This is a genomic window from Micromonospora sp. NBC_00821 (assembly GCF_036347035.1).
In the GTDB taxonomy this organism is placed as follows: domain Bacteria; phylum Actinomycetota; class Actinomycetes; order Mycobacteriales; family Micromonosporaceae; genus Micromonospora; species Micromonospora hortensis.
In genome coordinates this window covers 1854947-1868714 of sequence record NZ_CP108880.1, presented here as the reverse complement: position 1 = coordinate 1868714, position 13768 = coordinate 1854947, and the positions used below count along the sequence as shown (strand labels likewise).

The 13768-nt window shown below is 70.8% G+C and carries 10 protein-coding genes and 1 riboswitch; of the genes, 3 read left to right on the top strand and 7 right to left on the bottom strand.

Going from position 1 to position 13768, the window contains the following annotated elements; genetic code table 11:
• Positions 1-139: 139 nt before the first annotated feature.
• Positions 140-221: riboswitch (ZMP/ZTP riboswitch) on the top strand.
• Positions 222-234: 13 nt separating this feature from the next.
• Positions 235-1131 (top strand): bifunctional 5,10-methylenetetrahydrofolate dehydrogenase/5,10-methenyltetrahydrofolate cyclohydrolase, encoded by an 897-nt coding sequence (locus OHB44_RS08655; RefSeq protein WP_330440245.1) that lies wholly within the window; start codon positions 235-237, stop codon positions 1129-1131.
• A 215-nt stretch (positions 1132-1346) separates the two neighbouring features.
• On the opposite strand, the gene OHB44_RS08650 is transcribed toward OHB44_RS08655, so the two are convergent.
• Together OHB44_RS08650 and nrdR are read right to left on the bottom strand one after the other, a co-directional pair.
• A complete protein-coding gene (locus tag OHB44_RS08650; protein ID WP_372488285.1) occupies positions 1347-4220 on the bottom strand; it encodes a vitamin B12-dependent ribonucleotide reductase in 2874 nt (957 codons plus the stop codon).
• 67 nt (positions 4221-4287) lie between these two features.
• Entirely contained in the window at positions 4288-4788 is a 501-nt protein-coding gene (nrdR, locus tag OHB44_RS08645) for a transcriptional regulator NrdR (protein ID WP_091400542.1), read from the bottom strand.
• A 542-nt stretch (positions 4789-5330) separates the two neighbouring features.
• Between nrdR and lexA the strand changes: the two genes are divergently transcribed.
• Positions 5331-6116, top strand: coding sequence for a transcriptional repressor LexA (gene lexA, locus OHB44_RS08640; RefSeq protein WP_030489395.1), 786 nt, complete (start codon positions 5331-5333; stop codon positions 6114-6116).
• Between the two features lie 70 nt (positions 6117-6186).
• Here the strand turns inward: lexA and OHB44_RS08635 are convergent, their stop codons facing one another.
• The gene (locus OHB44_RS08635; RefSeq protein ID WP_330440244.1) at positions 6187-7953 is read right to left on the bottom strand and encodes a hypothetical protein; all 1767 of its coding nucleotides are present in this window, start codon (positions 7951-7953) and stop codon (positions 6187-6189) included.
• Positions 7954-8003: 50 nt separating this feature from the next.
• Positions 8004-9458 carry a GTPase HflX gene (hflX, locus tag OHB44_RS08630; RefSeq protein ID WP_238683384.1) on the bottom strand — a complete coding sequence of 485 codons (1455 nt, stop codon included), beginning with the start codon at positions 9456-9458 and terminating at the stop codon, positions 8004-8006.
• 183 nt (positions 9459-9641) lie between these two features.
• Here hflX and OHB44_RS08625 point away from each other — a divergent pair, with 183 nt between their 5' ends.
• Positions 9642-11108 (top strand): NAD-dependent malic enzyme, encoded by a 1467-nt coding sequence (locus OHB44_RS08625; RefSeq protein WP_330440243.1) that lies wholly within the window; start codon positions 9642-9644, stop codon positions 11106-11108.
• 119 nt (positions 11109-11227) lie between these two features.
• On the opposite strand, the gene dapF is transcribed toward OHB44_RS08625, so the two are convergent.
• The 3 genes from dapF to OHB44_RS08610 are packed head-to-tail and all read right to left on the bottom strand — an operon-like array spanning position 11228 to position 13756.
• On the bottom strand, positions 11228-12073 hold the full coding sequence (dapF, locus tag OHB44_RS08620) for a diaminopimelate epimerase (protein WP_330440242.1): 846 nt from the start codon (positions 12071-12073) through the stop codon (positions 11228-11230).
• Positions 12074-12080: 7 nt separating this feature from the next.
• Entirely contained in the window at positions 12081-13004 is a 924-nt protein-coding gene (miaA, locus tag OHB44_RS08615) for a tRNA (adenosine(37)-N6)-dimethylallyltransferase MiaA (RefSeq protein ID WP_372488414.1), read from the bottom strand.
• The gene (locus OHB44_RS08610; protein ID WP_238687091.1) at positions 12989-13756 is read right to left on the bottom strand and encodes a hypothetical protein; all 768 of its coding nucleotides are present in this window, start codon (positions 13754-13756) and stop codon (positions 12989-12991) included. The genes miaA and OHB44_RS08610 overlap by 16 nt, the downstream gene beginning before the upstream one ends.
• Positions 13757-13768: the final 12 nt, after the last annotated feature.

The following is a 13768-nucleotide window of genomic DNA, read 5'->3' as shown; positions in this document are numbered from 1 at the left end:
TCGTAGCCTTCACACCCCTTCTTCGTAAGCCGGAGCGCGGGTGTTACCGAACCATTCGGACGGCGGGTGCGGATCCGCCCGGCGCTGATGGCGGCGCTGCTGGTCCAGTTGGGCAACCGCCCTGGTGATGCGGCATCATCGAACCACCGGCGACTGGCGGCACGGGGATGGTGGAACCATCGGGGAGCCTCTCGCGGGCGTCGACCGCCTGGGCGCCTGCGTCGAGGAACCATCATGACCACGACCAGCGAATCCACAGAACAGCACACCCCGTCGGGCACGGCCCGCCTGCTGCCGGGGGCACCCGTCGCCGAAGCCGTCCTGGCCGAGACCGCCGACGCAGCCGCCCGCCTGCGCAACCGCGGGATCACACCGAGCCTCGCCACCATCCTCGTCGGCGACGACGACGCCAGCGCCGGCTACATCGCCATCAAGCAACGTCAGGCTGCCGCGCTCGGGTTCGCGTCCCCGCACGTGCATCTGCCGGCCACCGCCACCCAGGCCGAGCTACACCAGACCATTGCCCGATTCAACAACGATCCGGCCGTACACGGGCTGCTCGTGCAGTACCCCGTTCCGGGGCACCTGGACTACGACGCGGCGTTGCTGACCATCGATCCGGACAAGGACGTCGACGGCATGCATCCGCTGAACATGGGGCGTCTCGCCGTCGGCCTGCCCGGCCCGCTGCCGTGCACTCCCGCCGGCATCGAAGCCCTGCTGGCCTACTACGAGATCCCCGTCGCCGGTCGTGAGGTCGTCATCCTCGGCCGCGGCGCCACCCTGGGCCGCCCCCTGGCCATGCTGCTCGCTCAGAAGCGCCCGACCGCCAACGCCGCCGTCACCGTCGTCCACACAGGCGTGCCCGACTGGGCCCGCTACACCCGCCGCGCCGACATCCTCGTGGCCGCCGCCGGCGTACCCGGGATCGTGCGGCCTGAGCACGTCAAGCCCGGCGCCGTCGTCATCGGCGCTGGCGTCCGCTACGAAGGCCGGCGCCTCCTACCGGACGTGGACGAAGCGTGCGCCGAGGTCGCCGGCGCCATCACGCCCCGGGTCGGCGGGGTCGGTCCGACCACCGTCGCGATGCTGTTCCGCAATGCGGTGCGCGCCGCCGAGCGAGCGAGCTAGATCACCCGCCGTCCCGGCTTCCCTGAGCCGATGGCCCGCCTGGCAGCCCACCGCGCAACACCCTGACGAGCGTGATGCCTGTGAGTCATCAAGATGACTCACAGGCATCACGGCCAACGACAACATGCCCTCCCGCGCGAACCTCCAGGGGACCCGGAAACGGCGCTGCCCCGACTCCCTCGTGGGAGCCGGGGCAGCGCCGCGTTTCGCGTACGTCAGCTGCAGCCGCTGGTGGAGCCGCAGCCCTCGCAGACGTAGCAGCTACCGGCGGGGCGCATCTTCGTACCGCAGGTGAAGCAGAGCGGCGCGTCGGCGGCCTTGCCGATCACGGCCTCCAGCAGTTCGGTGCTGGAGCCCACGCTCGGAGCCGGCTTGGCGGCGGCCACGTCGGCCATCTCCTGGGCCGGCTGGGCGACAGCCTCCGGCTTGGCCGGGGTCGCCACCGGCGCGGAGGACGCCATCGCGGTGAGCTCGGCGCCGGTGACGCCGGCAGCCTCCGCGTCGGCCTCGGCCCGCAGCTGCGCGGCCCGCTCCGTGGCGGTGAAGATGCCCAGCTCGGCGCGACGCTCGTAGGGCAGGAAGTCCAGCGCCAGGCGACGGAAGATGTAGTCCATCACCGAGGCCGCCATCCGCACGTCCGGGTCGTCGGTCATACCGGCCGGCTCGAAGCGCATGTTGGTGAACTTGCTGACGAACGTCTCCAGCGGCACGCCGTACTGGAGGCCGATGCTGATGGCCACCGAGAAGGCGTCCATCACGCCGGCCAGGGTGGAGCCCTGCTTGGACATCTTCAGGAAGACCTCACCGAGGCCGTCGTCCGGGTAGGACGACGCGGTCAGGTAGCCCTCGGCGCCACCAACGGAGAAGCTGACCGTCTCGGACGGGCGCTTCTTCGGCAGGCGCTTACGCACCGGCCGGTACTCGATGACCTTCTCGACAGCGGCCGGCGCGGCCGCTGCGGTCTCGACGGCGGCCGGCTCGGTGGCCTTGTTCGACTTGGCCACCGAGAGCGGCTGGCCGACCTTGCAGTTGTCCCGATAGATCGCCAGCGCCTTGAGGCCGAGCTTCCAGCCCTCGAAGTAGATCTTCTCGACGTCCTCGACGGTGGCCGCCTCCGGCATGTTGACCGTCTTGGAGATGGCGCCGGAGACGAACGGCTGGATGGCCGCCATCATCCGCACGTGACCCATCGGGGCGATCGTCCGCTCCCCCATGGCGCAGTCGAAGACCGGGTAGTGCTCCGGCTTGAGGCCGGGGGCGTCCACCACGTGGCCGTGGTCGGCGATGTGCTCGACGATCGCCTCGACCTGCTCCTCGGGGTAGCCGAGGCTGCGCAGGGCCCGCGGCACCGTCTGGTTGACGATCTGCATCGAGCCGCCGCCGACCAGCTTCTTGAACTTGACCAGCGCCAGGTCCGGCTCCACGCCGGTCGTGTCGCAGTCCATCATGAAGCCGATCGTGCCGGTCGGGGCGAGGACGCTCGCCTGCGCGTTGCGCCAACCGTTCTTATCACCGATCTTGTTGCCCTGGGTCCACTGCTTGGTCGCCTCGCGGACGATCGCGGTGGCCACCGGACTGGTCGGCTTGATCTCGTCGTTGGCCGCGGCGTGCTTACGCATGACCCGCTTGTGCGGCTCGGCGTTGCGGGCGTAGCCGTCGTACGGGCCGACGACGCCGGCCAGCTCGGCCGAACGGCGGTAGGCGGTGCCGGTCATCAGGGACGTGATCGACGCGGCGACCGAGCGGCCCTGGTCCGAGTCGTACGGCAGGCCGGTCGCCATCAGCAGGGCGCCCAGGTTGGCGTAGCCGATGCCGAGCTGCCGGTAGGCGCGGGACGTCTCACCGATCTTCTCGGTCGGGAAGTCCGCGAAGCAGATCGAGATGTCCATCGCGGTGATGACGAACTCGACGGACTTGACGAACTTCTCCACCTCGAAGCCACCGTCGGCGCGGAGGAACTTCATCAGGTTGAGCGAGGCCAGGTTGCACGAGGAGTTGTCCAGGTGCAGGTACTCCGAGCACGGGTTCGACGCGGTGATCCGCCCGGTCTCCGGGCAGGTGTGCCAGTCGTTGATCGTGTCGTCGTACTGCAGACCGGGGTCGGCGCACTCCCAGGCTGCCTGGGAGATGGAGCGGAACAGGTTCTTGGCGTCGACGGTCTCGATCACCGAGCCGTCCAGCCGGCCCCGCAGGTCGAAGCCCTTGCCGTTCTCGACCGCCGACATGAACTCGTCGGAGACCCGGACCGAGTTGTTGGCGTTCTGGTACTGCACGCTGACGATGTCGGAGCCACCGAGGTCCATGTCGAACCCGGCATCACGCAGCGCGCGGATCTTGTCCTCCTCGCGCGCCTTCGTGACAACGAACTCCTGAATGTCCGGGTGGTCGACGTCGATGATGACCATCTTGGCCGCCCGGCGGGTCGCGCCGCCGGACTTGATGGTGCCGGCGGAGGCGTCCGCGCCGCGCATGAAGCTGACCGGCCCGGAGGCGTTGCCGCCGGAGGAGAGCAGCTCACGGGACGAGCGGATCCGCGACAGGTTGACCCCGGAGCCGGAGCCGCCCTTGAAGATCAGCCCCTCCTCCTTGTACCAGTCGAGGATCGAGTCCATCGAGTCGTCGACGGCCAGGATGAAGCAGGCACTGACCTGCTGCGGCGACGGCGTGCCGACGTTGAACCAGACCGGCGAGTTGAAGCTGAACACCTGGTTCAGCAGCATCCAGGTCAGCTCGTGCGCGAACACCTCGGCGTCGGCCGGGCTGGCGAAGTAGCCGTACTCCTCACCCGCGGTGCGGTAGGTGGTGACCACCCGGTCGATCAACTGCCTGAGCGACCACTCCCGCTCCGGGGTCCCCACCGCTCCCCGGAAGTACTTGGTGGTCACGATGTTCGCCGCGTTGACGCTCCACGACTCCGGGAACTCCACCCCACGCTGCTCGAAGTTGATCGAGCCGTCCCGCCAGTTCGTCATCACGACGTCACGGCGCTCCCAGGAGACCTCGTCGTACGGGTGGACCCCCTCGGTCGTCCACACCCGCTCGATCTTCAGCCCCGCGCCTGCCTTGCTTCGTGAACGGCTAGTAGTCACGCCGTCGCCCCCCTCGTCTGCGCGGTCACCCACCGCGCGTCCCAATCTCTTGAAAAACCGTGAAGTCTCAGCTGGTACGGCCGGCGGCCTCAACCGCATCGGCCCGGCCCTGCTCCCGGGCTCGCGCCGCGGCCCGCAACGTCTCGATCTCGCGCTCGAAGTCGGCGAGCGAGTCGAACGAGCGGTAGACGCTGGCGAACCGCAGGTAGGCGATCTCGTCCAGGTCGCGTAGCGGACCCAGGATCGCCAGGCCCACGTCGTGGCTGGGGATCTCGGCGGCCCCCTTGGCCCGGACCGTCTCCTCCACCCGCTGCGCGAGCAGCGCGAGCGAGTCGTCGTCCACCGGCCGGCCCTGGCACGCCTTACGCACCCCGCCGATGATCTTCGTGCGACTGAACGGCTCGGTCACCCCGCTGCGCTTGACGACCGCGAGGACCGCCTCCTCGACGGTGGTGAACCGCTTGCCGCACTCCGGGCAGGACCGCCGCCGTCGGATGAGCTGGCCGTCGTCGGCCTCCCGCGAGTCGACCACCCGGGAGTCAGCGTGCCGGCAGTACGGACACCGCATCGCCCACCTCCAAATAATGATCAACCGCGAGCACACCGGAACACACCCCCGGGCACGACTCACCACGACGGTGCCATCCTCGGATGACGCCCGCCGTGATCGACGTTACGGGAGTGCGGTCGGTAGTCAGACCCAACCTGTAGGCAACTTACGCCCGTGTCACTACTACATCTAGGGGTCGACCGTATGTCGCTGGGGAAGCCGGGTCAAGTTGGCCGGCGTGTCCGGCGCGTCACGGACCAACCGGTCACCAACGCACCGCACAACGCCCGAAGACCCAACGTCACGATGCCGCTCGGGTTACCGGCCAACCGGCCGAACACGGCCGGAAAATGATCCAGGATCGAACACCAGTGCTACCTGACGTACCATTTATCAGAACATCCGTACGACCGGAGCGCTTTTTCACCCCGACACGCCGGTGAGAGGTCGTACAGATGTTTGAAAATGACTGATCTCACCTATACGGTCATGAACAACGTGGCACCACCGCACGCACCACGAGCCGACGAGGCACCCAGCGCCGACCAGGGAGGACGGACGTGACCGAGGACCGGGCCAGCCGGCCGAAGAGCCCGCAGCAGATCACCGAGGCGGGCCCGCCAGCCACCCGACGCCGCAGCGCCGCGCGCAGCCGGACGGGTCAGCCCGCCGTGCGTCCGGTCACCCCGGTGGTCAGCGCTTTCCCCGACCCGGCGACGGTTGACCTGACCGCCCGGCAACGGCGCATCCTGGAATTCATCCGCAACTGGGTGGAACGTCACGGCTACCCGCCGAGCGTCCGCGAGATCGGCGAGGCGGTCGGCCTGGTGTCGCCGTCCAGCGTCGCCTACCAGCTCAAGGAGCTGGAGAAGAAGGGCTTCCTGCGCCGCGACCCGAACCGGCCGCGCGCGGTGGACGTCCGCGCCCCCAGCGAGGCGATCGACGACGAGCTGTCGAGGGCACAGCGGCCCACCCCGGCGTACGTGCCGATGCTCGGCCGGATCGCCGCCGGTGGGCCGATCCTCGCCGAACAGGCAGTGGAGGACATCTTCCCGCTCCCCCGCGAACTGGTGGGTGAGGGCGAGGTCTTCATGCTCCAGGTCAAGGGCGACTCAATGCTCGACGCGGCGATCTGCGACGGCGACTGGGTGGTCGTCCGGCAGCAGCCGACCGCCGACTCCGGCGAGATCGTGGCCGCCATGCTCGACGGCGAGGCGACAGTGAAGACCTACCGGCGGCGCGACGGGCACGTCTGGCTGATGCCGCAGAACCCGGCCTTCGACCCGATCCCCGGCGATGACGCCACCATCATGGGCCGGGTCGTGGCGGTGCTACGCCGGATCTGACCTTGGCGGGTGGGTGCCGACGGCGCTCACCCGCACCACTCGTCAGGGCGGGTGAGCGCCTCAGCGTCGATCAGTAACGGTCGCCTCGGGGACCGCGACCGCCCCCGGGATACTGCCCGTACGGGTCCACAGGCGCGTCGTCGTCACGTCGGCGGCCGGGCCGCTGGCCACGGTGGTCGGGCTCCTGCCCTCCGCGCCGGGGCGGCTCCGCGCGACCGGGCTGACCGCCGTCGCCGCCGTAGACGCCACCGCCAGGACGGCCACCACCGCCCTGCGGACGACCGCCACCACTGGCCGGGGGACGGCCACCGCCGCCAGCCGGGGGACGACCGCCACCGCCAGCCGGGGGACGACCACCGCCACCAGCCGGGGGACGACCGCCGCCACCAGCCGGGGGACGACCGCCACCGCCGTAAACGCCTGGACCGCCGCCGTCCGGTCGCGCCGCACCGTAGCCGCCGTCAGCCGAGGGCGGCCGGCCGCCGCCGCCGTACACGGCACCACCCGCCGGGGCCGGGCCGCCACGAGCCGCACCGCCCGCCGGGGCCGGGCCACCACGACCCGCACCGCCGCCGTAGACCGCGCCGCCGGCCGGCGCGCCACCCCCGTAGACACCACCCCTGCGGTCGTCGTCGGCCGGGAACCCGTCAACGGCGCGGCCGGCGCGCGGGCCGAACGGTTCACCGTCCGGCTCCGACGGGTCGGACTCGTCAGCGGTCGGCGGCCGACGGCGGGCGCGAACGATGCCGAAGATTCCGGCGGCGACCAGCAGAAGGCCGATCAGCCCGACCGCCCCGACCAGGTACGTGATGTCGTCGAGGCTCAGCCCGTCGGTCCAGGACTTCGAGGCGGCCGGCTTGCCGCCGTCCTCGGCACTCAGCGGCGCGGCGGTCGACGTGGACGGGGTGTAGCCGAGGATGTCGACCGGCTCGTCTTCGGTGAACCGGCCCGCGTCGGAGACGGTGAGGAACGACTTTCCGTCCGAGGTGTAGCTGATGGCCTCGCCGAACGGGTCGGCCAGCGGCGTCACCCGCGGCTTGCCGGTGGTGAGCGCGCCCACGATGTCGCCACCGGTCACGTCGAACTCGAAGGCGTCCGCGTACGTGCGCAGAACCACCCGGGAGCCGTCCGGTGCCCTCGATGCGCCGGTGATGGCAATCCGGCCGAACGTGTTGAGGGTGTTCTCCGTCTGGGTCTTCGGCAGCGTGAGCTCGCCGGCCTTACGCATCGGCACCGGGTCGGTGTCGCCGCTCTTGAGGGCCGCCGACGGCGTGTAGATCTCGGCCTTGCCACTGGTCACCTTGGTGATGATCAGCGGTTTTCCGTCGTCGCCGATGAGCAACGCCTCAGCGTCGTGCGGTTTGGCCTCCGGGTAGGAGAGCCGGTGCAGCGTCGGCTGCTTGGCGCCGGTGACCGGCATCGACCAGAGTGCGACGCGGCTGCGGCGCTCCTTCGAGTCGGGGTTGTCACCGGTGTCGGCGATCCAGAGGGTGCGGCCGTCCTTGGACAGGGCGAGATCCTCGGTGTCGAACGGACCCTGCCCCGAGTAGCGGACCGGCTCCTTCGAGATCTTGCACTTGCTGTCGAGGAAGAACACACGCTTGCGCGCCGCGACGTCGGTGCCGTCGTTGATGACGATGTAGCCACTCTTGGTGGCCACCAGCCCGGACAGCTCCCGTAGGCGCTCGTCGGCGATCGTGCATCGCTTCTGGCCAGGGTTCGCTGCGGGCGGCCCGGACGCCCCAGGGGCGGGAGCCGCTGCGGCGACTCCGGCGAGCGCCACGGTTGCCCCGAGCAGGCCGAGGGCAACCGTGACCGAGGAAACAACGCGGCGCATTCGGCCAGTGTCGCATGCCGCGCGTTTCCGGTGGATGACGCCGTGGCCGCTCAGGACCGGCTGCCGGCCGCCTGCCCCTGCCGCTCCACGTCGAAGGCCGTCAGCTCCGCCGCAAGCTCCGCGCCGACGCGGACGTGCAGCAGAGTGCCCTCCGGCAGGTGCGACGTGCTGAGCACCTCACCAGTGCGGTGCGCCCGAGCGACCAGGTCACCCCGGTCGTACGGCAGCACGGCCCGGACCTCCACGGCCGGACTCGGTAGCCGCTCCTCGATCGCCGCGCGCAGCTCGTCCATGCCGCGCCCCGAGTGCGCGGACACGAAGATCGCGTCCGGCCAGAGCCGCTTGAGCCGCAGCAGAGTGTCCTCGTCGGCCGCGTCGGTCTTGTTGACCACCAACAGCTCGGGAAGCCGGTCCGCGCTGACCTCGGCAAGCACCGCGTGGACCGCCCGGACCTGCTCCTCCGGATCCGGGTGGGTGCCGTCCACGACGTGCACCACCAGATCCGCCTCCGCGACCTCCTCCAGCGTCGAACGGAACGCCTCGACGATCTGGTGCGGGAGGTGTCGGACGAAGCCGACGGTGTCGGAGAGGGTGTAGAGCCGCCCGTCCGAGGTGGTGGCCTTGCGGGTCGTCGGGTCCAGCGTGGCGAACAGCGCGTTCTCCACCAGCACGCCCGCGCCGGTCAGCCGGTTGAGCAGGCTGGACTTGCCGGCGTTGGTGTAGCCGGCGATGGCGACCGCGGGAACGGAGTTGCGGGAACGCCGGGCACGCTTGGTCACGCGGACCGTCTTCATGCTCTTGATCTCACGACGCAGCCGGGAGATGCGGTGACGGATGCGCCGCCGGTCGGTCTCCAGCTTGGTCTCACCGGGACCACGAACACCCACACCGCCACCGGCGCCACCACCGCGGCCGGAACCACCGGTCTGCCGGGAGAGCGTCTCACCCCAACCGCGCAGTCGGGGCAGCAGGTATTGGAGCTGGGCCAGCTCGACCTGCGCCTTACCTTCCTTGCTCTTGGCGTGCTGGGCGAAGATGTCGAGGATCAGCGCGGTGCGGTCGACGACCTTGACCTTGGTGCGCTGCTCCAGGTTGCGCAGCTGCGACGGGGACAGCTCACCGTCACAGATGACCGTGTCGGCGCCGGTGGAAAGCACCACCGCGCCAAGGTCGTCGACCTTGCCACGGCCGATGTACGTGGCCGGGTCGGGTCGGGTACGACGTTGGATGAGCCCTTCAAGCACCTGCGAACCGGCGGTCTCGGCCAGCGCGGCGAGCTCGGTCAGCGAGTTTTCCGCGTCGGTGACAGTGCCTTCGGTCCAGACGCCCACCAGGACGACCCGCTCCAGCCGCAGCTGGCGGTATTCCACCTCGGTGACGTCGGTGAGCTCGGTTGACAGGCCCGGGACGCGTCGGAGGGACTGCCGCTCCGACAGCTCCATCTCGCCGGTGGTGACGTCGTCGAGCTCGTCCTCGACGGGGACAAAGCTCTCCTGGTCTCGCAAGCGGTTCTCCTGTCCGTTTTGATAAGTAGAACGTAATCCTGACATGACACAACGCCGAACGCACCTGCTATATGCCCATGGTGAAGGTCGCCAAAAGTGGGGGCGAATGCTGGTCGGCCGCGACAACCCGGTAGAAATGCGGGCGGCGGCCGAACGGCCGCACAGCCGTTACGGAGGGATCCCGTGGCCATCACCCGACTGCCCAGCGCCGGATTTTCGATCACCATCCGGATCGCCGTGACCGCGGACGCCTCCTCGATCGGCCGACTCACCACCTCCGTCGGCGAGGCCGGGGCGATCGTCACGGCGCTGGACGTGGTGGACTCGGACCCGACCCACGTGATCGTCGACCTGACCTGCGACACCGCCGACGCCGGGCACGCCGACCAGGTGGTCGACGCGCTGACCGCGCTGGATGGCGTGGACGTGCGCAAGGTGTCGGACCGGACGTTCCTGCTGCACCTGGGCGGCAAGATCGAGGTGACCTCGAAGGTCGCGCTGCGCAACCGCGACGAGCTGTCGCGCGCGTACACCCCGGGGGTGGCCCGGGTCTGCATGGCGATCGCCGAGAACCCGGCCGACGCCCGGCGACTGACCATCAAGCGCAACACCGTCGCTGTGGTCAGCGACGGCTCGGCGGTGCTTGGCCTGGGCAACCTCGGGCCGGCCGCGTCGCTGCCGGTGATGGAGGGCAAGGCCGCGCTGTTCAAGCGTTTCGGCGGGGTGGACGCCTGGCCGGTGGTGCTGGACACCCAGGACACAGACGAGATCGTGCAGATCGTCAAGGCGATCGCGCCGGCCTACGGCGGCATCAACCTGGAGGACATCGCTGCGCCGCGCTGCTTCGAGATCGAGGCCCGGCTGCGCGAGGCGCTGGACATCCCGGTCTTCCACGACGATCAGCACGGCACCGCGATCTGCGTGCTGGCCGCGCTGACCAACGCGCTGCGGGTGGTGGGCAAGCGGCTCGAGGACGTCCGGGTGGTCGTCTCCGGAGCCGGCGCGGCCGGCACCGCGATCATGAAGCTGCTGCTGCGCCAGGGCGTCGGCGACATCATCGCGTGCGACCGGGAGGGCGCCCTGCACCGTGGGCTGACCGGGCTCAACTCGGCGTGGCAGTGGCTGGCGGAGAACACCAACAAGGAGAACTACGCAGGCGACCTGCCCGGTGCCATCCGTGGCGCCGACGTGTTCATCGGGGTCAGCGCGCCGAACCTGCTCACCGGCGACGACATCGCGCAGATGGCGAAGGACTCGATCGTCTTCGCCCTGGCCAACCCCGACCCGGAGGTCGACCCACGGGAGGCGCGCAAGCACGCCGCAGTGGTCGCTACCGGCCGATCGGACCAGCCGAACCAGATCAACAACGTGCTCGCGTTCCCCGGGGTGTTCCGCGGCATGCTGGACGCGCACGCCGAGGAGTTCACCGAGGAGATGGCCCTCGCGGCCGCCCGGGCCATCGCGGACGTGGTCGGCGAAGAGAAGATCAACCCGACGGTGATCGTGCCGAGCGTGTTCGACTCCCGGGTCGCCCCGGCGGTCGCCGCCGCCGTGCGCGCCGCCGCGCACAACCCGAGCCCGCTCCCGGCCGCCGACCCCGGCCCCGCCGACCTCCCCGAGATCGCGGCAAGCGCCAGCGCCACCCCGTAACGCGCCAACGACCCAACCCCACCAACCGCGCCGTTGATCAAGAGGTTTGCGTCAGGAAGTACGCGAAACTTGACGCAAACCTCTTGATCAACACGGGTGGGGGTGGGGGTGGGGGGCTGTTAGGGGCGGAGCGCTGTTGGGTTCAGCTCGCCGGTGGCCACCAGGACGGCGGGGCCGGAGAGCCAGCAGGAGTCGGCGGTGACCGTCACGGTGAGGCGGCCTCCGGGCACGTCGACCGCAACCACGCCGGTGTTTCGCCCGGCGTCGCGCAGCGCCACGGCACCCACCGCGCAGGCACCGGTGCCGCAGGACAGGGTCTCGGCGCTACCGCGCTCGTACACCCGCATCAGGCTGTGCTCGTCGCTGCCGTCGACCGGGTCACCCGCCACGATGAACTCCACGTTCACCCCACTCGGGAAGACCACCGGGTCGAACCCGGGCGCGACGGTCAGGTCCAGCGCCGACAGCTCCACGCCGGCCGGCAACACGCAGACCAGATGCGGGTTGCCCACGTCCACGACCGCACCGGCCAGGGTCAGCCCGCCGAGGGTGGCGGCGGAACTGTCGTACACCTGGGGTCGGCGCATCTCGACGGACACGACGTCGCCCTCGACCAGCGCACGCACGACGCCGGCCCGGGTCGCCACCGGCAGCGCCGCGCCGGCCGGCGTGGCCAACCCGGTGTCGAGCAGGTAGCGCACGAAGACCCGGGCGCCGTTGCCACACATCTCGGCGAACGAGCCGTCGGCGTTCCAGTAGTCCATGAACCACTCGGCCTCGCCGGCCAGACCCGCGCCGTCCGGATGCTTGGCCGCGCGGACCACCCGCAGCACGCCGTCCGCGCCGATGCCCCGACGCCTGTCGCAGAGCGCCGCGACCAGCTCCGGGGTCAGGTCGAGCTGACCGTCCGGGTCGGGAAGAAGGACGAAGTCGTTGCCGGTGCCGTGGCCCTTGGTGAACTCCACGCCCCCATCATCGCGCAGCGGCCGGCACCAGACGCAGGGCGGCCCCGATCAGGTCCGGGGTCGTCGAGTCCAGCCAGTGGATCCGCGGGTCACGGCGGAACCAGGACCGCTGCCGGCGGACGAAGCGCCGGGTCGCCCGGACCGTCTCCTCGTGCGCCTGCGCCTCGGTCAGCTCACCGGCGAGCAGGCGCAGCACCTGCTGGTAGCCGAGCGCCCGACTCGCCGTCCGCCCCCCGGCCAGCCCGCGCCCGACCAGCTCACGGGTCTCCGGCACCAGGCCGTCGGCCCACATCCGGTCGACCCGCAGGGCGATCCGCTCGTCGAGCAGGCCGGTGTCCAGGTCGACGCCGAGCTGCACCGACGGGTAGTACGGCGTGGGCTGCGGCAGCGAGGCGGCGAACGGCGCGCCGGTGAGCTCGATCACCTCCAGCGCCCGCACGATCCGCCGACCGTTGCCAGGCAGGATGCCCTCGGCGGCGACCGGGTCGGCGGCGCGCAGCCGCGCGTACAGCGGGGCGGGGCCGACCTCGGCCAACTCCCGTTCCAGCCGGTCCCGCAGCGCCGCGTCCGTGCCGGGGAACTCGAAGCGCTCCAGCACCGCCCGTACGTACAGCCCGGAGCCACCGACCAGCAACGGCACCCGCCCTCGGGACAGGATGTCGTCCACCGCCGCGCGGGCCAGTCGCTGGTACTCCGCGACGCTCGCCGGCTCGGTGACGTCCCAGACGTCCAGCAGGTGATGCGGCACCCCGTCCCGCTCGGCGAGGGTCAGCTTCGCGGTGCCGATGTCCATGCCCCGGTAGAGCTGCATCGAGTCCGCATTGACCACCTCGCCGTCCAAGGCGTGCGCCAACGCGATGCTCAGCGCGGACTTGCCAGCCGCGGTCGGGCCGACCACAGCGACAACCGTGCCCGTCACACCCGCTCCCAGGACGCCACGAAGTAGGCCACCCCGTAGGGAGCGGAGTCGTGCAGCAACTCGCCACGCCACCCACCGCCAGCCGCGCGGGCCGCGCCGGCGAGCACCTGCCAGGGGGCGCGACCGGCGGCCTTCAGCTCCGTCGACACCACCGGGTCGAGGCCGAGCAGGGCGTCCAGGTCCGCGTCGGCCAGCGCCGCGGCGACACTCTGGTCGTACGGGAGGGCGCGCGCGTCGTCGTACCCGGGTGCTTTCTCTCCCCGGCAGGCCGACCCGTCCCCGAGCACCAGCGACGCCACCCGGTCACCGGCGGCGCCGACCTCGTCGGCGAGCGCGGCCAGCTCGGCCGGGCCGGCGTCGGCGGCCACCTGCACTGCCGTCACCGGCGGTCGGGTGTCGTGACGGGCCAGCAACCACGCGCCGATGGTCAGGCTCAACGGCAGCACCGCGCCCCGGTCCGGAAGGCCTGGCACCAACGGCACGTCCAGGTCGACACCCCAGGGCTGGAGAGAACCGGTCGCCGGGGTGCGGATCGGGCCGGTCACCGGGCCGGTGCCCACCAGCACCACAATGTCCGGATCGGCGGCCAACAGCCGGCGTACGGCGGTGTCGCAGGCCGCCCGCAGACCGTCCAACTCCGGGGCTGCGGAGCCGGCCACCTCGGGCACGAGCAGGGGCGGATGCGGGCAGACGGCGGCAGCGACCAGTGGCACCCGTCCACCGTAGCGGGAATCCCCGGTGCGTCTCCGCGCCGATCCGGTCATTCGGCCCCTAGG